Annotated in this window: 16 protein-coding genes and 1 tRNA gene; 13 read left to right on the forward strand and 4 right to left on the reverse strand. The window is 72.6% G+C overall.

What is annotated here, in order from left to right; translation table 11 throughout:
• Positions 1-397: 397 nt before the first annotated feature.
• Together ACH45N_RS22690 and ACH45N_RS22695 are read left to right on the forward strand one after the other, a co-directional pair.
• Complete coding sequence (locus ACH45N_RS22690; RefSeq protein ID WP_397398130.1) at positions 398-4,462, forward strand: hypothetical protein; 4,065 nt, start codon at positions 398-400, stop codon at positions 4,460-4,462.
• 110 nt (positions 4,463-4,572) lie between these two features.
• Positions 4,573-4,812 (forward strand): hypothetical protein, encoded by a 240-nt coding sequence (locus ACH45N_RS22695; protein ID WP_397398132.1) that lies wholly within the window; start codon positions 4,573-4,575, stop codon positions 4,810-4,812.
• A 142-nt stretch (positions 4,813-4,954) separates the two neighbouring features.
• On the opposite strand, the gene mscL is transcribed toward ACH45N_RS22695, so the two are convergent.
• From mscL to ACH45N_RS22710, 3 genes are all read right to left on the reverse strand, one after another.
• Positions 4,955-5,395, reverse strand: coding sequence for a large conductance mechanosensitive channel protein MscL (mscL, locus tag ACH45N_RS22700; protein ID WP_397398134.1), 441 nt, complete (start codon positions 5,393-5,395; stop codon positions 4,955-4,957).
• 162 nt (positions 5,396-5,557) lie between these two features.
• On the reverse strand, positions 5,558-6,424 hold the full coding sequence (locus ACH45N_RS22705) for an RcpC/CpaB family pilus assembly protein (protein WP_397398136.1): 867 nt from the start codon (positions 6,422-6,424) through the stop codon (positions 5,558-5,560).
• 373 nt (positions 6,425-6,797) lie between these two features.
• Positions 6,798-7,154: an FmdB family zinc ribbon protein gene (locus ACH45N_RS22710; RefSeq protein ID WP_397398138.1), complete on the reverse strand. Its 357-nt coding sequence runs from the start codon at positions 7,152-7,154 to the stop codon at positions 6,798-6,800.
• Between the two features lie 320 nt (positions 7,155-7,474).
• Between ACH45N_RS22710 and ACH45N_RS22715 the strand changes: the two genes are divergently transcribed.
• Complete coding sequence (locus tag ACH45N_RS22715; protein WP_397398627.1) at positions 7,475-10,009, forward strand: penicillin acylase family protein; 2,535 nt, start codon at positions 7,475-7,477, stop codon at positions 10,007-10,009.
• A 40-nt stretch (positions 10,010-10,049) separates the two neighbouring features.
• On the opposite strand, the gene ACH45N_RS22720 is transcribed toward ACH45N_RS22715, so the two are convergent.
• Positions 10,050-10,694 (reverse strand): 5-formyltetrahydrofolate cyclo-ligase, encoded by a 645-nt coding sequence (locus ACH45N_RS22720; RefSeq protein WP_397398140.1) that lies wholly within the window; start codon positions 10,692-10,694, stop codon positions 10,050-10,052.
• A gap of 227 nt (positions 10,695-10,921) precedes the next feature.
• Between ACH45N_RS22720 and ACH45N_RS22725 the strand changes: the two genes are divergently transcribed.
• From ACH45N_RS22725 to ACH45N_RS22770, 10 genes are all read left to right on the forward strand, one after another.
• Entirely contained in the window at positions 10,922-11,533 is a 612-nt protein-coding gene (locus tag ACH45N_RS22725; protein ID WP_397398142.1) for a GNAT family N-acetyltransferase, read from the forward strand.
• A 60-nt stretch (positions 11,534-11,593) separates the two neighbouring features.
• Entirely contained in the window at positions 11,594-12,757 is a 1,164-nt protein-coding gene (locus ACH45N_RS22730) for a hypothetical protein (RefSeq protein WP_397398144.1), read from the forward strand.
• A 127-nt stretch (positions 12,758-12,884) separates the two neighbouring features.
• Positions 12,885-12,957, forward strand: a tRNA-Ala gene (locus tag ACH45N_RS22735).
• Between the two features lie 369 nt (positions 12,958-13,326).
• Positions 13,327-14,040, forward strand: a complete 714-nt coding sequence (locus ACH45N_RS22740; RefSeq protein ID WP_397398146.1) for a hypothetical protein — start codon at positions 13,327-13,329, stop codon at positions 14,038-14,040.
• A gap of 494 nt (positions 14,041-14,534) precedes the next feature.
• On the forward strand, positions 14,535-15,980 hold the full coding sequence (locus tag ACH45N_RS22745; RefSeq protein ID WP_397398147.1) for an MFS transporter: 1,446 nt from the start codon (positions 14,535-14,537) through the stop codon (positions 15,978-15,980).
• 337 nt (positions 15,981-16,317) lie between these two features.
• Entirely contained in the window at positions 16,318-16,797 is a 480-nt protein-coding gene (locus tag ACH45N_RS22750) for a hypothetical protein (RefSeq protein WP_397398149.1), read from the forward strand.
• A 97-nt stretch (positions 16,798-16,894) separates the two neighbouring features.
• A complete protein-coding gene (locus ACH45N_RS22755) occupies positions 16,895-17,290 on the forward strand; it encodes a hypothetical protein (protein WP_397398151.1) in 396 nt (131 codons plus the stop codon).
• Entirely contained in the window at positions 17,287-17,625 is a 339-nt protein-coding gene (locus tag ACH45N_RS22760) for a hypothetical protein (protein WP_397398152.1), read from the forward strand. Before ACH45N_RS22755 ends, ACH45N_RS22760 begins: the two co-directional genes overlap by 4 nt.
• A gap of 206 nt (positions 17,626-17,831) precedes the next feature.
• On the forward strand, positions 17,832-18,263 hold the full coding sequence (locus tag ACH45N_RS22765) for a hypothetical protein (RefSeq protein WP_397398154.1): 432 nt from the start codon (positions 17,832-17,834) through the stop codon (positions 18,261-18,263).
• A gap of 109 nt (positions 18,264-18,372) precedes the next feature.
• Positions 18,373-19,200, forward strand: a complete 828-nt coding sequence (locus ACH45N_RS22770; RefSeq protein WP_397398156.1) for a C40 family peptidase — start codon at positions 18,373-18,375, stop codon at positions 19,198-19,200.
• Positions 19,201-19,278: the final 78 nt, after the last annotated feature.

Consider the following 19,278-nt stretch of genomic DNA (forward strand, 5'->3'; position numbering starts at 1 on the left):
CGGCGAGATGTCGCGATGGAGAGGGTCCCGAGCGAGGCGAAAACTTGCACCTCGACAACGTTCTTGTGACCTGTTTTCCGCAACCTGGACGATCGTCCGAGTCGGTGTTGACGTCCGCCTGGAACAGGTGCAGACTCTCACAAGACGGTGCGCATCGCCCGCCCCCTGCGCGGTGCGCACCGTCATTACCCCGGTGGACTTCGGTGCACCTGCTGAGCCCCTTCGGACCCCCTGCCGGAGGGGCTTCTGCATGCCCCGGACCGCCCCGTCGTGGGGGTCGGACGCACAGCTCACCCGGGTGACTTCTGGGCCTGACACGCGGGGGACGGCGGGGGTGCGGCGTGTCGCGCGGCGTGGCGTCCGGCCCTCGCGGACGTCACGCGGTTAGTTTGCTGGGGTGAACGCTGCACGCCGCCAGACCGCAGCCGCTCCCGAGATCTCGGTCGACCTGTCCGAGGAGCTCTCGGCCGCGCTGAAGGACGAGAACGTGGACCCAGCCGCTGAGCTGGCCGCGTCGGAGGCCCCGGGGTCCACGCCGGACGCCGTCCGGGACCCCATGGCCGAGTCGGTCGCGCAGTGGCGCGCCGGGCTCGTCCGGCTCGCCGGGGGATCTTCCCTGGCCGACGTCGGCCTCCTCGGTGAGGCCGTGATCGACCTGTCGGCCGCCCATCCGTCCGGTGTCGCCCAGCTCTTCGCGGGCCGGCCCACCCGGCTGTCCAACCTCGTGCGCGAGGCCGGCGCGCTGCCGACCGCCCGCCGTCGGGCCCGGGCCGTCGCCGCACGCTCCGCGGAGCACGCGCAGCGCTACGGGGTCTCGCCCACCTACCTCGCGATCGGCGTCGCGACCTGGACGGAGCGGCCCACCGCGGGCGGCGGCACGAACGCCGCCTCGGACGACATGGAGGCGCTGGCCCGGGTGCTCGGCCCGTCGGGAACGGGGTCGGCGTCGTCCGCCGGCGAGGCGGGCGGGGACTCGGCCGACAGCCCGGCCGACGCGCCGGCCCTGACCGGGTCCGTGCCGATCGTGACGCTGGCAATGCCGGCGAGCGGCGCCGCCCCGGCTCCGGACGAGGACGAGAACGCGCCGCGCGTGGTGCGCGCGCCCGTCATCCTGCGGCCGGTCATGCTGACGCCGCGGAGCGACGGCGAGGGCGACTACGACATCACGCTCGACCCCACGGCCGAGATCAACCCCGTGGTGGCGCGCACGCTGCGCGCCCACGGCGCCCTGCTCGACCCGGTCGCGCTGGCCAAGGCGACGTTCACCCTCGCGGGCTTCAACCCGACCGACGTGCTCGACCGGGTCGCGAGCCTCGGCTCCGCGGTGCTGGGCGAGTTCCGGCTGGACCGGCGGGTGCTCGTGGGCACCTTCGTGCACCCCGGCCAGGTGCTCGTCGACGACCTCGACGAGCTCGCGCCCGGCCTGGGGGACCACGAGGTGGTCTCGGCGCTCGGCGGCGTGGACGCGTCCGTGACCAAGCTCGGCAAGGTGGAGCTCCCCGAGTCCCGGGTGGGCGACGCCGACCCGGCGCACGAGCGCGGCGTCGGCGACCTGGACCCGCACCAGCGGCACGTCGTGGACGCGCTCGCGACGGGCAGCCACCTGTTCGTGGACGCACCCGTCGGGTCCGACGTCGCGGGCACCCTGGCCGCCGTCGTCGCAGAGGCGAACGCGAGCGGCCGGTCCGTGCTGTACGTGCCGGGGCACCGCCGGGCCGCCGACGCGCTGGCCGCCCGGCTGGACACGCTCGGCCTGGGCGGGCTGCTGCTGGACATCGCGCCCGTGCCGACCTGGCGCACCTCGACGTCGCGCCGTCTGCTGGAGGCGATGGCACCCGCGCAGGAGCGCATCGACACCGACGAGGTCGCGCGCGTCCGGGACGCCCTGATCGGGTCACGCGCCCAGCTCTCCGGCTACATCGAGGCGCTGCACCGGGTGCGCGAGCCGTGGCGGGTCTCGGCCTATGACGCGCTGCAGGCGCTGGCCCGGCTCACGTCCGAGCGGCCCGCGCCGGCCACGCGCGTGCGGCTCGGCTCGGAGTCCGTGCTGGCCCTCGGCGCGGAGCGGCGCGCCGAGCTCGCGGCCGACCTCGAACGGGCGGCCGAGCTGGGGGCGTTCACGCTCAAGTCGTCGTCGAGCCCGTGGTTCGGCGCGCACATCCTGACCGACGACGACGCGCGTGCCGCGCTCGCCCGCGTCACCCGCCTGGGCGAGCACACGCTGCCGGAGCTGCGCAAGCAGATCGAGTACGTCTCGAAGGTGACGGGCCTGGTCGAGGCGTCGACGGCCCGGCAGTGGGGCGAGCAGCTCGCGATGCTCGGTGGCATGCGCGGCACGCTCGACGTGTTCCAGCCGATGGTCTTCGAACGCACCGCGGCCGACATGGTGCAGGCCACGGCGTCGCGCAAGCAGCGGGCCGACCAGGGCGCCGAGATGGGTTGGCTGGAGCGGCGCCGGCTGAAGCGGCGCGCCCGCGAGATGGTGCGGCCGGGCGTGCGCGTGCCGGACATGCACGCTGCGCTCGTCGAGGTGCAGCGGCAGCGCGAGGTCTGGCAGGCGCAGTGCCCGCGGGGCGGCTGGCCCACCCTCCCCGAGGGGCTGGCGGGCGTCGAGGAGACCTACGAGGCGGTGCGCATTGACCTCGAGGCGCTCGAACCCGTGCTGCGGTCCTCGCAGGCGGGCGGCGACCTGCTCGACCTCGACCTGTTCGCCCTGGTCCAGCGGCTCGCCTCGCTGTCCGAGACGCAGGACGCCCTGGCCCCGCTCCCCGAGCGGACGGCGGTGCTGCGGCGCCTGCGCGCGTCCGGCCTCGGCGAGCTCGTCGACGACCTCGGTGAGCGCCGGGTCGAGGCCGACCTGGTGGGCCCCGAGCTGGAGCTGACGTGGTGGTCGTCCGTGTTCGAGCAGATCCTGGCCGTCGAGCCGGACCTCGCCGGGCAGGACGGCGCGGGGCTGGACGCCCTCGCGGGGCGCTTCCGCGAGCTGGACCGGCGGCACGTCGACTCGCTGTCGGCGCCCGTGCGGGCGGCGGTGCGGGCGCACCTCGGCGCGGCGATGCGCGACGAGCGGGAGGACGCCGAGGCCCTGTACGCGACGCTGGTCGGCGGCGGCCTGAGCTCGATGCGCGACCTGGTGACGGGGCACGGCTCGACCGTGCGGCGGCTGCGGCCCACCTGGGTGTCGACGCCGACGATGGTGCCGCACCTGCTGCCCGCCGAGAAGAGCGCCGACCTGGTGATCCTCGACGCCGTGCAGCACGTCCCGGTCGAGGTGGTCGTGCCCGCGCTGGCACGCGGCCGACAGATCGTCGTGGTCGGCGACCCGCGGTCGGCGTCCGGCACCGCGGTGCGCGACCTCGCGCGGCTGCTGCCGCGCGTGACGCTGCAGCCGGAGCCCGCCCGACGCGACCCGCGGCTCACGGCCCTGCTGGCGGAGCACGGGTACGAGGGGATCATGCGGCCGGCGCCCCTGCCGCGCACCGAGGCCCTGGTGCACTTCTCGCTCGTGGACGGGACGGGCATGCCCGACCCGGTCTCCGGCACCGTCGAGTCGACGAGTGCCGAGGTGGAGCGGGTCGTCGACCTGGCGATCGAGCACGCGATGACCCGGCCCGAGGAGACCTTCGGCATCGTGACGGTCACGGCCGCGCACGCCGACCGGATCCGCGAGCGGCTGCTCGCGGAGGTCCGCGCCAACCCGGCGCTGGCGCCGTTCTTCGCGGGCTCGCGCCCCGAGCCCGTGGTGGTCGCCGACGTGACCGGCGTGGCCGGCCTGGCACGGGACACGATCGTGCTCACCCTCGGTTTCGGGCGGACGCCGCACGGGCGGGTGCTGCACCGGTTCGGCGTGCTCGGCGAGGCCGGTGGCGACGCGATGCTGCTGGGCTCGCTGGGGGCGGCGCGCAAACGGCTGCACGTCGTGTCGTGCTTCCCGGCGTCCGACCTGGACCCCGAGCGCCTGCGCGGCCCCGGGCCGCAGATGCTGGCGCGGGTGCTGTCGTTCGCCGAGGAGCGCTCCGGCCTCGCGGACCAGGTCGAGATCGGCAACGGCGTGGACGTGGCGCGGTCCGTGGACCGGCTGGTCGTGGACCTGGGGGAGCGGCTGTGGCGCTCGGGCCTCGTGGTCGAGACCGACTACGGGCTGCCCGGCGGCGACCGCATCCCGCTCGCCGTGGGACACCCCGACCTGCCGGGCGAGCTGCTGGTGGCCGTCCTGACCGACGACGCCGCCTACGTGGCCGAGCCCTCGATCCGCGTACGTGACCGGCAGCTCGCCGAGCGGCTCGAACGGCTGGGCTGGGTGGTGGCGCAGGTGTGGTCCGCGGCCGCGTTCCTGGACCCTGACTCGGAGGCCGAGCGGGTGCGCCGCGTGGTGCTCGCAGTCCGGGACGCCCGGGTCGGCCTGTCCGGGGGCGTGCCCCCGGCGGCGGAGCTGATCGTCCCGCAGGTCCTGGACGACTAACCGCTCATCGACCCCGTTGAGTGCTGGGTATTTGCGGTGTCGAAACGTTCCGAGAGCGCAAATATCCAGCACTCAACGGGGTGGTGTGCGGTTCGGGCGACAATGGTGCGGTGAGCGAGTCCGAGAACCGACCTGCAGAACCCGCACCGGCTGGCGCGACGTCCCGGCGCCGCGGGCCCCGGCGGGCCGTGCGGCGCGGGACCGAGCGGGAGGCCGTGCTCGGTGTGAGCGCGGACGAGCGTCCGGCCGGCTGGGGCGAGGGGTCCGACGGCGGTCCCGGCTCGTCCGACGGCGGGCACGGCTCGAACGACGACCAGCTCCGCAGTGACGTCCCGCCGCACTGGGGCTGACGGGCTCGGCGGGTGGTTGACGGGCCCGGCGAGTGGGGCGACGGCTCGGCGGATGCCGTGCCGCCGACGCTGCGCCACGTGATCGGCAGCGCCGCGCGGGCGACCGAGCCGCGCGAGCGACCGCGACCGCCGTGCTGGCCGGTCAGTTGGAGCGTGCGTCCGACGGCGTGCCGGCCTGGACCCGGAGCAGATCGCGGATCTCGGTGAGCAGCACGACCTGCTCGTCGAGGGCCTCCTCGACCGCCTCTTCCTCGGCGGACTTCTTGCGCAGCTCGCTCAGCTTCCGGATCGGGAGGATCACGAAGAAGTAGATGGCCGCCGCGATCAGCAGGAACATGATCAGGCCCTGGATGAACAGGCCGATCTGGAACTTGGTCTCGTCACCCTGCCAGTTCGGGACGTAGAACGCGATCTCGCTGAAGTTGGGTGCACCCACGAGCCACCCGATGAACGGCATGATGACGCCGTCGACGAGGCCGCTGATGACCCCGGAGAAGGCCGCGCCGATGACGACGGCGACCGCGAGATCGAGCACGTTGCCGCGTGTGATGAATTCCTTGAAGCCGTTGAACAGGTCGCGCATGGATCCCCCTGGGTATCTCAAGTCGGTGTGGGTCGGCGTTGGCCGGAACCTCGACGGAGATTGTGGTGGAAATTCCGGTTAAGCGCATGTCGAAGTGGACATTCGTTCTGAATGAGCAGTGCCGCTTCTGGTGAAGAGTCCACGGTGAACACTGCGCCCCGGCTACGGCACCAGCACCGCCGTCACCGAGCCCCAGCCCGAGACCGCTGACAGCTCCGGGGCCTCCTCCGGAGTCACCGCGACGAGCGTGACCGGCCCCTCGCCGTCCGACACGGGTCCGAGCAGCCCGCCGGCGTCCTTCGGCTCGCGCCCGGCAGGTACGGGCAGCACGCGGGCGCCCCGGGCGAGGTACCGGGGCTCGCCGTCCGGTTCGCTGCCCGACGTCGTCCCGGCGAGCAGGTCCACGCGGTCGCCGGGACGCAGCAGGGCGGCGACAGCGTCGTCGGACAGGCGGACCGGTACCACCACCGTGCCGCGCGGGGCTGCGGCGGAGACGCCGTCGTCGGACACGAGGGAGGTGTGCAGCGGAGCGCCCTCCGGCAGCCCGACGACGGCGGCGCGGCCCAGCACCGCCCGCACCGAGTGCAGGGCGCCGGGCGGGGCGAGGTCGGCCGCGACGGCGCGCACGGCGACATCTGCCCTGGTCAGCTGGGTTCCGGGCGCCACGGCGCGCGCGGTGACGGCGACGTCGACCGTCGGGGGTGGCGGCGGCCTCAGGAGGTGCACCGTCAGGGTCGCGGCGAGGCCGAACAGGGCGGCCGCGAGGGCGAACCGCCAGCGCCACAGGATCCGCCGGGCCTGCCGGGACGCCGGAGAACCGGGTCGGCCCCGACGAGACAGGCCTGGCCGGGACAGCAGCACGGCGAGGCCGGCCCGTGGCGGCCGGTGCGATGTGCCGGCCCGGTTCCACGAGGTGCTTGAGTCAGCGTCGCGCGTCGCAGCCCGTGCGCCCCACGGCGTGCGCTGTCCGGTGCCGCGCGGTGCGCCGTGGCGTGCGGCCGGCTCGGCGAGCGTCTCGAGAAGTCCCATGCGGCCGACGTTAGGCAGACGGCGCCGGGGTGCGGGGCCGCCGTCGGGCGAGCTGTGCACAAGGACGCGAGAACCGTGCCTGTGGTCGGGCTCGAACACCCGGAATCTCGTCCGGCGTGCCGGTCCTCACGGGGCGGAACTTCAGAACGGCCGCCCCGCCGCGTGCGCTTCCCTGAACATCCGCTGGCGCAGCACGTGTTGCCCTGCCCTGAGCACGGCACATTGCTCCACGGTCGGCAGTCAGCACTGAGATCGGCACAGGCCTGTGCCGATCTCGATGCAAGCTGCCGACCGCGGCAAGGGCGCCGTGGCGAACTGCCGATCTCGCTCGCGCATCCTGGCCGGTCGCCGACCGCGGCAGGTGCGCCTCAGGTCAGGCGGAGGCGGCCTTCGAGGAGCTGGACCCGCTCGACGAGGAGGACGACGAGCTGGACGAGCTCGACGACGACCCGGAAGAGCCCGAGCCCGAGCCCGAGTCCGAGGAAGAGGACGAGGACGACGAGCCCGACGAGGACTCCGACTTGCCCGCCTTCACCGTGCTGCTCGTCGACGTGCTCCGCGAGTCGGTGCGGTAGAAGCCCGAACCCTTGAAGGTGACGCCCACGGAGCTGAACACCTTGCGCAGGTTGCCTTGGCACTCCGGGCAGACGGTCAGCGACTCGTCGGTGAACTCCTGGTGGATGTCGAACGCGTGGCCGCAGTCGGCACACCGGTACGCGTAGGTGGGCACGTGCACTCCTCTGGGACGTCAGGGCGGCCGGGGCGTCGCGCGCTCACAGGACCGTCGCCTGGCACTCGGGGTTTCCGAGTGCCAATAGTAACGGTCGAGCGGCGGGGGATAGTCCCAGGATCTCCCGAGGCTGTTCACCCAAGCGCGTTCACCCAAGCCCTGGGGCGGACGGTAGTCTCCACTGCGTGTCCGCGACCACTCCCGCCGAGCCAGTAGAGCCCGTCGAAAAAGCCCCGTCCACCGGTGCACGGCCCGCCAAGCGCCGTCGGACTCGCACCACCCGTGTCCGCCAGTTCCTGGTCGGAACCACGGTCGTCGTCCTGCTGGCGCTGGTCGCCGTGACGACCTTCGGATGGCTCACCGCACGCCGTCCGCTGCCGGAGCACTCCGGGGAGGTGCAGGTCGAGGGGCTGAGCGCGGACGTGCGGGTGAGCCGCGACGCCCAGGGCGTGCCGCAGATCTACGCCGACACCGCCGAGGACCTGTTCCGCGCGCAGGGCTACGTGCACGCGCAGGACCGCTTCTTCGAGATGGACTACCGCCGCCACGTGACCGCGGGCCGGCTGGCCGAGCTGGTCGGCAACAACCCGGACGCGATCCAGGCCGACATGGTCACGCGCACCTTCGGCTGGCGGCACGTCGCCGAGGAGGAGTTCAACATCCTCGACGACGAGACCCGGCAGTACCTCCAGGCCTACGCGGACGGCGTGAACGCCTACCTCGAGAACCGCAGCCCGGGCGAGACGGCCGTGGAGTACACGGTGCTCGACGTCAGCGTCGAGGTGAACGAGCCCGAGCCGTGGGACCCGATCGACTCGCTGGCCTGGCTCAAGGCCATGGCCTGGGACCTGCGCGGCAACTACGACGACGAGCTCGACCGGGCGCTGGCCTACAGCACGCTGGACGACGCCTCGCGCGTGGCGGAGCTGTTCCCCTCCTACTCCGGCACCGGGAACGCGCCGATCCTCGACGCGGCCGAGGCGGGGGCGCAGGCGAACGCCCCGGCGGGCACCGAGACGGCGTCCGCCACCCAGGAGGTCTACGGGAGCGCGGACCTCGCCGACGCCCTCGCGTCGGCGCAGAAGGCGCTCGACGCCGTGCCGGTGCAGATCGCGCGCGGTGAGGGCACGGGCTCGAACTCGTGGGTGGTCTCGGGGCAGTACACGGAGTCGGGCAAGCCGCTGCTGGCCAACGACCCGCACCTCGACCTCGCCGCGCCCGGCATCTGGGCGCAGGTCGGCCTGCACTGCAACCAGGTGGGCCCGGAGTGCCCCTACGACGTGGCCGGCTTCTCGTTCTCCGGCTTCCCGGGCGTGATCATCGGCCACAACGCCGACATCTCCTGGGGTCTGACCAACATGGGCGCCGACGTCACCGACTTCTTCATCGAGCGCGTCCGCAACGACACGTACCTGCGTGGCGCGGACGAGTGGGTCCCGATGGAGAAGGAGACGGAGGTGATCCGGGTCGACGGCGGCAGCCCGGTCGACCTGGAGGTCCGGCGCACGGTGCACGGCCCGATCGTCTCGACCGTGATGGACGAGGCGCAGATGGACGCCGTGCGCAGCTCGCCCACGGAGACCGGCACCGAGCTGGGTCAGTACGAGATCTCGCTGCAGTGGACGGCGCTCCAGCCCGGGCACACCGCGGACGCCGTGTTCGCGATGAACCGCGCCAAGACGCCGGCGGACATGAAGGCGGCGGCCGCGAAGTTCGAGGTGCCGGCCCAGAACATCGTGTTCGCCACGACCGACGGGCACATCGGCTACCAGGCGCCGGGCAAGATCCCGGTGCGCGCGAGCGTCCCCGGCGCCGTCGAGTCGGACGGCACCTGGCCGCGTCCCGGCTGGGACGCCCGCTACGACTGGACCGGCTACGTGGACCCGGCGCAGATGCCCGGCGTGGTGGACCCGAAGGAAGGGTTCATCGTCGCGGCGAACCAGGCGGTGCTGCCCGGCGGCAACGGCCCGTTCCTCAGCCGCGACTGGGACTACGGGTACCGCTCGGAGCGCATCCGCACCCTGATCACCGACCGGATCGCGGAGGGCCGCAAGCTGACGGCCGCCGACATGTCCGAGTTCCAGATGGACCAGTGGAGCGTGTTCGCCGACACCCTGGTGCCCGTGCTCCTCGAGGTGGAGCTCCCGGCGGGCTACGACTCGGACGGCCAGGCCCTCCTGGCCGACTGGGACAGGTCCATGGACGAGGACTCGGCCGCGGCGGCCTACTTCGCGGCGGTCTGGCGCAACCTCCTGCGCACCACCTTCAACGACGAGCTGCCGGAGTCCATGTGGCCCGACGGCGGCAGCCGCTGGCTCGCCGTCATCCAGGGCATGCTCGACAACCCGAACGACGCCTTCTGGGACGACCAGTCCACGGTGGCGGTCGTCGAGAGCCGGGACCAGGTGCTGACGGAGGCGCTGGTCAGCGCCCGCCAGGACCTCACGGTCGAGCTCGGCAAGGACACCAGCGACTGGGAGTGGGGCACGCTGCACCAGCTCCGCCTGCAGCACCTGGTGCTCGGCGGGTCCGGCGTCCCGGCCCCGATCTCGACCTACATGAACCCGGCCCCGGTCAAGGTCGGCGGCGGCTCCTCGATCGTGAACGCGACGTCCTGGGACGCGGCCAGCGGCAGCTTCGAGGTGACCAGCGGCCCGTCGATGCGCATGGTCGTCGACCTCGCCGACCTGGACGCGTCCACCTGGGTGGTCGTGACCGGCACGTCGGCGCACCCGGCGTCGCCGCACTACGACGACCAGCTCGGCGCGTGGGCGGCCGGGGAGACCTTCCCGTGGCCGTTCACCACCGAGGCCGTGGGGCGCGCCTCCGAGGACGAGCAGACCCTGACGCCGTAGCGGCGTCGGTCCGCTCCGCTGCTCGACCAGCGCGCCGGCGTCAGCCCAGCCAGCGCCAGTCGGTCGTGGTGGCGACGGCGTGGACCGGGATGTCGTGCTCCTCGCGCGGCAGCGGGTGGTCCGCGGCGTCGTACACCTCCTCGGGGAAGACGACGGCGACGACCTTCGCGCCCGGCCGCAGGTGGGTCAGGGCGCGGTCGTACCAGCCGCCGCCCTGCCCGAGCCGCACCCCGCGGGTGTCGACGGCGAGGGCGGGCGCCAGGACCACGTCGGCCAGCTTGACGGCGTCCGTGCCCAGCGCGGGGCCGCCGGGCTCCGGCGGACGGCCCGGGGCGCGCTCCAGCAGGTCGTCCGGGCCCGTGTAGTCGGCCCAGTCGCGGGCGAGCCCGGCGCCGAGCACCGGCAGCAGCGCGCGGACGCCGCGGCCCGCGAGGCGGTCCAGGAGCGGCAGCATGCCGGGCTCTGCGCTGCGGGCCGCGTACGCCGCGACGCACCCGGCGTCGCGCACCTCGGGGATGGACTCGATGACGTCGGCGAACATCTCCGCGGCCTCCGCCCGGCGCCGGGCCGACCGCAGGCCGCGCTGGGCGCGGATCGCGCGGCGGAGCTCCTCCTTGGCGTCGCCCGTCTCCATCCCGGGGTGGACGGGGTAGGGCTGTGGCGTCGGAACAGAGATGCCGCTCATGACCGCTATTGTGCCAAGACTCCGAGACTGGATTGTTACGAACGGCGCACGAAGAAGGCGAGAACATGACCGAGCGGCTGCTCGACGGGTCAGAGGCCACCGAGCGTGGTAGACCCTCCTCCAGCGGGGGAAACCTCGCGGGGCGTGGCAGGGGGCGAACGATGTTGCCGTCGAGTAGGTCGGACGTGCCGGAAGGCACCACGGGAAAGTTTGTGAAGGGGTGGACGGTGGCCAAGCCATGGCCGGTGACGCTGCGTGAGGACACGCCGGCGGGGACTGTCGTGCTGCGCCCGCTGCGGCGTCGGGACGCGACCGACTGGTCGCGCCTGCGGGCCGAGAACGCGGCCTGGCTGGAGCGCTGGGAGGCGACGTCCCCCGGAGCGAACCGGTACATCGCCTCGACGTTCGGCGAGTACGTGCGGTCCCTCTCGGCGCAGGCCCGCGCGGGTACGTCGCTCCCGTTCGGCGTAGAGCTCGACGGCGACCTCGTGGGGCAGCTGACGGTCGCGTCCATCACCTGGGGCTCCATGTGCTCCGCGAGCATCGGCTACTGGGTCAGCCAGTCCGTGGCCGGGCGGGGCGTGATCCCGACGGCGGTCGCGATGGCCACGGACTACGCCTTCTTCCTGGGGCTGCACCGCATCGAGATCAACATCCGGCCCGAGAACAAGCCGAGCCTGCGGGTCGTCGAGAAGCTCGGTCTGCGGGACGAGGGCGTGCGCGAGCGGTTCCTGCACATCCAGGGCCAGTGGCGCGACCACCGCACCTTCGCGGTCACCCGCGAGGAGGTTCCCGAGGGCCTGCTGGCGCGCTGGCAGCGCCTGCGCGAGGCGCTGTGACGGCAGGACACGCCGCGCGCGGTGCGGCGGGGCGCGGCGATGCTCGCCTACCGTCGTGTCGTGGAATCGACCGCGGGACTCACAGCCGTAGCGCTGTTCGTCCTGTGGCTGGGCTACTGGATGCCGAGCATGGTGCGTCGACGGGCGGAGCTGGCCGACGCCCGGGTGCCGGACCGGTTCTCGGGCGGGCTGCGCATCGTCGCCATGAGCGGCTCGGGTAGGAGAGGAGGGGCGATGGTCAACGACGGCAACCGGCGAGGTACGAGCCAGGGCGTGCCACGCGTCGCCCACCCCACCCCGAAGCAGGGCCTCCCGCTCCAGATCATGGTGCGCGGCCGCCCGCTGACGGCGGAGCGCCTCCGCCGCGTCGAGCGCCGTGCGCGGCGGGCCGCCCGGGCGCGTCGTCGCTTCATCGTGTCGCTCTTCCTGCTCGTGTCGAGCGTCGTGGCCTGGACGCTCGTCGGCTTCGGCCAGCTGCACTGGGGCGCCGCCGTCGCGACGTCGGCCATGCTGCTGTTCGTGCTGTTCCTGGGGCGCCGTGCGGCCCGCGCCGCCCGCCGGGCGGACGCGCGGTGGCACGCGACGGTCCGGGCGGCGCGGCAGCGTGCCACGCAGGCCCGCGCGCTCGCGAACGGCGGCCCGTACGCGCCGCGCAACCGCGCGCAGGTCGTGGGGCTGGCGACGCGGGGCTCGGACACGCAGACGCAGGCGATCCCGCGGGTGGGCGGCAAGAACGTGCTCGACGAGATCCTCGACGGCCCGGAGCAGCCCAAGGTCATCGAGGTCCCGGCGGAGGTCGTGGACGAGGCGCCTTCGGGTGCCGGGTCGACGGCGGACGCGCCGGCCTCGACGGACGCTCCGCCGAGCGGGCGTGCCTGGGACCCGGTCCCCGTGCCGCTGCCCACCTACGTGACCAAGCCCAAGGCGCCGCAGCGGCAGCCGGCGGCGTTGCCGCCTGCCGTGCCGCCGGGCAAGGCGTCTGCGGGCGCCTCGGGTCGTCCGGGTGGTTCGGGGTCGGGTTCGGTGCCGGCTCTGGCGTCCGGTGCGGCTTCTGGTCCTGCCTCGGGTCCGACGACGGCGGCCGGTGCCGCTGGTGCCGCCGACGCCGGTGCCGACGCGGTGGCCGAGGACGAGCTGCTCCGGGGCGAGCCGCCACGCATGAAGTCGGAGACGCTGGGACAGCCGCTCGAGGAGATCCTGGCCCGACGCCGCGCGGCGGGGTGACCTGCCGCACCCCGCCGCCGGCGTCGTGGCTGGTCGGGTGTCGCGCGAGCCATGTGTTCGTGACCCGCGCGACACCCCATCAAGTTGCGGAGCACCGGCGGTGAAGTGCTAGTCTTCTGCAGTCCGAGGGGCTATGGCGCAGTTGGTAGCGCGTCTCGTTCGCAATGAGAAGGTCGGGGGTTCGAATCCCCCTAGCTCCACAGACGGAAACCCCGCTTGACCAGGGCAGATGCTCTGGTCAGGCGGGGTTTCTTCGTTGCCTAGGAGGCGTCTTCCTCGGATTGCGGCCCCCCGGCGGCCCCCGCGTTGTCGTAGACCCCGTCGTTCAGGCGATCCAGGCCTGCCTTGTCGGCTCCGGTACCGAGGTAGTGCAGGTACCGGTTCGTGGTCGCGCAGTCGCATCCGCTGGCCCGGCAGACCATCCGTGACTCTTGCAGATCAGCCGCCGTATCCCTGCGGATCTCCAGGACCTAGCGGAGCGTGCGGCTCTTGCGTGAATTGCTGTCTCACGACCCGCTTGACACATCGCCCTAGAAGCACGGGACCTCAGCGATGAGAGGATGCGCCTCATGACGCCTGACCTGACGGCTGCCCTGGCCCACGTGGACCGGGTCTTCAGCGGGTTCACGTGCCGTCCCGACAATGTCTGTCTGCACTGCTACGCGCTCGACGATGTCGCACCTATGGCCGTCGCTGGTGCGGAGCTCGGCACGGCCACGCTGGCGTCGCTCATGTTTCGAAGTCCGTTCTCCGTTGACGACCACGCAGCGCTGGTACGGCGACTTCTGCCACAGATGGCTCACGGCATGGCGGACGGATCCATCGAGATCACCTGGTCAGCGCACCACTGCTTGGCGCGCGGCGACTGGCGCGAGTGGCCAGACCGGCAGTCCCTGGCCGTCCGTCGGTTCGTCGAGGCATGGTGGTTTGACCAGGTCACGACGCCAGGGCACGAGACGCCGTTCGATGCGTACGCGGCGATCCTCGGCGACTTGCCGAGCGCGTTGGCGTCATGGCCCGAGCACCCGGTTGCGGACCGCTACCTGGTGGACGTGAGTGAGGGCTGGATAGACGACCTGATGGTTGACTGCAACCCGCTCTGGGTATCGGACGATGCCGACGATAGCGAGACCTGCGCCGTGTTGCGGGACTGGTACATCGGCACGGCGGCGGAACGACTGGTCTGTGCGGGCGCTACCGAACTCGCCACGGCCGCGCGCCTACTGGCGTTGCCCATAGACGAGCGCATGCGCCGCTTGTACGGGGCATCGCCGACAACGTGAGAGGCCGGCACCACGGCGACGTCCGCGCACAGCGACGAAGCGAGCCCCGGACCGCATTACAGCGTTTCCTCGCTGTCAGAAGGCCCGCTTGACCAGGGCAAACGCTCTGGTCAAGCGGGGTTTCTTCGTTGCCTGGGAGGCGTCTTCCTCGGATTGTGGCCCCCGGCGGCCCCCGAGTCGTCAGACACCCCTTCGTTGAGGCGATCCAGGCCCGCCTCGTCGGCTCCGGCACCGAGGGGGTGCAGGTACCGGTTCGTGGTCGCGATCGACTCGTAGCCGCACCATGCCTCCACCGTTCCGGGGGCGATGCGCCGTGCATGCCAGGGGCACGCCCAGTCGTGACGGCCGCCACAGCCGTCCGCGCTTACCGATCGGCCCTCGCGTCGTCTAGGTTGTCCCCGTCTGACCGACGACAGCGTCGGGTCTGGTCGAGTGCCGATGAGCGCCGATCGGGGCTGGAAACCCCGGACGTCCCCTCGTCGAAGGACACTCCCTTGACCTCGCCTGCCCTGGCCGCGCCCGCGCGGCGCTGGTGGATCCTTGCCACCGTCTCCCTGACCCAGCTGCTCGTCGTCCTGGACGGCACGATCGTCAACGTCGCGCTGCCGAGCGCGCAGATCGACCTCGGGCTGTCCGACACCGCGCGTCAATGGGTCGTCACCGGCTACGCCCTGGCCTTCGGCGCGTTCCTGCTGCTCGGCGGGCGCATCGCCGACTTCTGGGGTCGCCGCCGCACCTTCGTCCTGGGCCTCGTGCTGTTCGGCGCCGCCTCGGCGTGGGGCGGCCTGGCGCACTCCGGCGCCGAGCTGCTCGTCGCCCGCGGCGTCCAGGGCGTCGCCGCGGCGCTCATGGCGCCCGCCGCGCTGGCGATCATGACCGTCACGTTCCCCCACGGCCGTGAGCGCAACACCGCCTTCGCGATCTTCGGCGCGGTCGCCGGCGCCGGGTCGGCCGTCGGGCTGCTGCTCGGCGGTGTGCTCACCGAGTTCCTCAGCTGGCGGTGGTGCCTGCTGGTCAACGTGCCGTTCGTCGTGGCCGGCGTCGTCGCGGCGCTCGTGCTGCTGACCGAGAGCCGCGCCGACGGCGACCGCCGCTACGACGTGCTGGGCGCGCTGACGGTCAGCACCGGCCTGGCCGCGCTCGTGTACGGCCTGACGCTCGCCGAGGAGTCGTGGACGTCGGGGGCGACGCTGGGCCTGCTCGCGCTGGGGCTGGTCCTGCTGGCGGCCTTCGTGCTCGTCGAGTCCCGGTCGAACCATCCGCTGCTGCCGCTGCGGGTGGTGCGGCACCGGGCGCGCGCCGCGGCGTTCCTGCTCCAGGCGATCGCCGGCGCGGTGATGATCGGCGCGATGCTGTACCTGACCTTCCACCTGCAGATCGTGCTGGGACTCAGCCCGCTGCAGGCCGGGCTGGGGAGCTTGCCCATCACCGGCGGCATCATGGTCACGGTCCCGTTCGCGACGAGGATGCTCAACCAGATCGGCCCGCGGCGGCAGCTCATCCTCGGCCCGCTCATCAGCGCCCTGGGCGTCGCCTACCTCAGCCTCATCACCGTCGACGGCAACTACTGGGCCCAGGTGTTCCCCGGCGTGCTGGTGATGGGCATCGGCATGGGCTTCACCTTCGTCCCGCTGCAGAACCTCTCCCTGCGCGGCGTCGCCCCGCACGACGCGGGCGCCGCCGCGGCCACCGCCAACGCGTCCAACCAGGTGGGTGGCTCCATCGGCCTCGCAGTCGTGACGGCCCTGTACGTCGCGGTCACGGCGAACGCCGACGACCCGGGCTCGGCCGAGGCCGCGGTCGACGGGTACTCCGCCGTCTTCCTCGCCGCGGCCGGCATCCTCGTCGCGGCGGCGGTGGTCGCGGCGACACTGATCGGCAAGGACGCCATGAAGGAGGCGGCGGCCTCCGAGCAGATGCCGGTCCTGCACGTGGGCTGACGGCGGACGGGTTGCGACCGCGGCGTCTCGAAGAAGGGATGAAACCGTTTCGTGCTCCGAAACCGGCATGCCTGGCCATTTCGCGATCAATACCATCGAGCCCCGGGGCGGAAAAGGCTGCACCCTCGCAATTGTTCGGATTCCCGAAAGTTGACCCATCGCCGATGTGCAAATCTCTTCGAAATGTCGATCACGGCCCGTTCCGGGTGCGCATCCGATGAGTCCGGCTGCGAGCTATGAGACGCGTGTCAGCGGGCATCTGCTGGAGATCAGGGATGTTCGGCAAGATCCTGCAGCCGGCGGGCGCGCGTGGGGAACGGCCGCACGCCCCACGCTGGTGACCGGCATCGACAGCGGGCCGGTCCGGGTCGAGGTCGGCGTCTTCCGGGCACCGCTCGACGTCGACGGCGAAGGGTGGGACGAGGCCGCCGAGGTCAGCGTCCTGACCGGGCCCGGAGGAGTGGTCGTCGTGGGGATCGAGGACGGCGACTCAGGGGTCCCGCGGATCGGTGTGGGCGGCGGGCCGTACCGGCTCCGGGTCTACGCACGAGGCCGTTCCCTTGCTCCCGACGCGACCGTCTCGGCGGCGACCGAGACCTATCGCGTCGTCGCGTGGCCGGCGCCCATGGCCGTGCCCGCGGTCCTCGTGCGCGGGCGCGGCACGACATCCAACCTGGTGCAGTTCATCAGCCCTGAGGGGGCGGACGTCGTGGTCCTCGACGGACTCGGCGGTGCCGAGCCCGTGGAGGACGCGCTGGAGCGGACGGAACGTCAGCACGACAACCTCAGGCGGATGAGCCGACGGCGCCCCGAGTAGCAGGGCGAGTCTCCTGAGTCAGACGAATGACGCCGGATCCTGGTGAGACGGACTTCAGCCTGTGCCCAGAGCTGGCCCTCGTCTACGCTCAGCGGCCATGATCGCCGACGCCATCGACTCCCGCCTTGCCAATGCGCTCTTCGATGTCCGGGCTGCCGGAGTGGGCATTCTTGCTGAGCCTGCAGTTGCTCTCACCCGTGCGATCTACAAAGGGGTGTGGGTCGGTGGACGTGCAACACTCACACCTACCGAGTACCACTTTCACCCGAACGACATGAATCGTTCGGTGCACGACGGTCCGATCGACTTCGTCATCCCCCTCGTCGACATTGAGCACGTCGGCTTCAGACGAGGCGTCATCACCAGTATTGTCGTCGTGCGCGCCAGCGGCTGTGAGTTCAAGATCCGGTGTTACGGTGCCCGGAAATTCGCCGACCGGATCGGCGTGGCCGTCGCTACGGCCCGAGGAGAAAAGCCTGCATCATCGGCATGAACAACCCGGCCCGTCACTCCGGCCCGATGTACCCCGTGATCTCCCGGCCCTGCTGCCCGGTGTGGGTCGCCTTCGGCGCCAGCCAGCAAGCGATCGATGACCCGGCAGCCGAGCTCGGCCGGCAGCGGGGCGAGGCCCGGCCCGCCGTCGTCGAGCCACGTCCCCAGTGCATCGGTCGCCGGGTCGCCGGCGAGACGTTCGAACCAGACCGGCCGTGCGCCGCTCGCGCGCCCGGCCGCGGTGGGGCGGGCGACGACGACGTCGCCGCGGTTGCACTCGTCCAGGCACTCGGACAGGGTCAGCCGCGCGACGCCCCGGGTCTGCAGGCGCCGTAGGCGTGCGAGCTGCCCGCCGGGCAGGGGGTCGAGATCGCCGAGAGTCTCTCCGGCGCAGAGGCTGCACGCGGTGAGACCTGGCGATTCGGCGGCAGGTTCGGCCGGTACGGGGGTCGTGGACACCGGAGGAGGATACCCCCATTGGGTATCGACCATCACGCCGTGTTGCCCCGTTCCGTGTCCATACCGTTACTCTTGGGCTCGCCATGAACGTGACCCGCGCCGCCCGCTCGCTCCTCGCCGATCCCCGGCGAGAGGCCAAGAGTGTCCTGGCCGTCATGTTCCTGGTGTTCACCGTCCTGAGCGTGCAGCTGCTGTGCGGCGTCCACCTGGACGAGGCCGGACACCCGCACCCGCAGGCCACCGTCGGGCAGTACGCGGCCTCTGCCGTGGTGCCCGCGGGCGCCGAGGGAGGCTCCGGCCACCACGGTGAGGACCCGAACCACTGCTCGGAGAACCGCACCGTGACGGCGCGGTACGACCGGACCGTGTCGCCCTCCGCCGAGCTGGCCGGCGAGCCGGAGCTCGCCCTGCGGTGGCTGGTGCCCGACCTCGCGCACCCCCGGCACGGGACCGCGTCCGGCGTCGCCGACGCAGCCGCTCCGTCGCTCCACGCCCTCGGGATCTCCCGGACGTAGACCGCCACATCCCGTCGACACCACCCCCACTGGGGTGTCGACCGGTCTCGCGCGCCCCGAACCCGGGGACGCGTGTGGTTCTACTCCGATCCGAAAGGTCCCAGCTTTCATGGAGCCCAGCTACACCCCCGACCCGACCGTGCGCGGTCGTGGTCGCCACCGGGCGGTCCGCCCGGTCCTGGCCGACGTCGCCCGAGCCGCCACCGAACAGGTCACCACGCTCGCCGGCCGCACCGCCGTCGCCGCCGCGGCAGGTTCGGGCGTGCTGCTGTCCCTGGTCGCCGCCCCGGCTCAGGCCGCCCCGGCGTCCGGCACGGTCAGCACGTCCCTGGCCGGCAAGTCCGTCCAGGGTGCCCTCAACACGGCGGACCTCAACGCCCTGGCGGCCCAGGCCAAGGAGTCCGTCGCCGCCGCGCCGGTCGTGACCGTGGCCAACGACGCCGAGCTGAAGGTCGAGCGGGCCGCCGTCTCGGTCGTCTCCGCGGCCGAGAACGACGAGTACCAGGCGCAGCTCGCCGCCGAGGCGGAGGCCGAGGCAGCCGCCGAGGCCGAGGCCACCGCGGCTGAGGCTGCCGCGGCCGCGGTCGACCTCCCGGCCTCGGCGTCGAGCTCTGCCGTGGTGTCCATCGGCATGCGGTACCTCGGCGTGCCCTACCTGTGGGGCGGTTCGACCCCGGCCGGGATGGACTGCTCCGGGTTCACGTCGTACGTGTACGCCCAGGTCGGGGTCAACCTGCCCCGCACCTCGTCCGAGCAGCGGTACGCCGGACCGGAGGTCTCCTGGTCCGAGGCGCAGCCCGGTGACCTGATCTGGTCGCCCGGGCACATCGCGATCTATGCCGGCGACGGCATGCAGATCGAGGCGCCCGTACCGGGCAAGACGGTGCGCTACACGCAGATCTGGCAGTCCAGCCCGACGTTCATCCGCGTCCTCTGACGCGGTCCACGTGAGGGGCGGGCTCCGGCCCGCCCCTCACGTCCCCAGCCCTCGACCCTGCCGATCCCCTGGAGAAAC

The organism is Promicromonospora sp. NPDC019610 (genome assembly GCF_044389365.1).
Classification (GTDB): Bacteria; Actinomycetota; Actinomycetes; order Actinomycetales; family Cellulomonadaceae; genus Promicromonospora.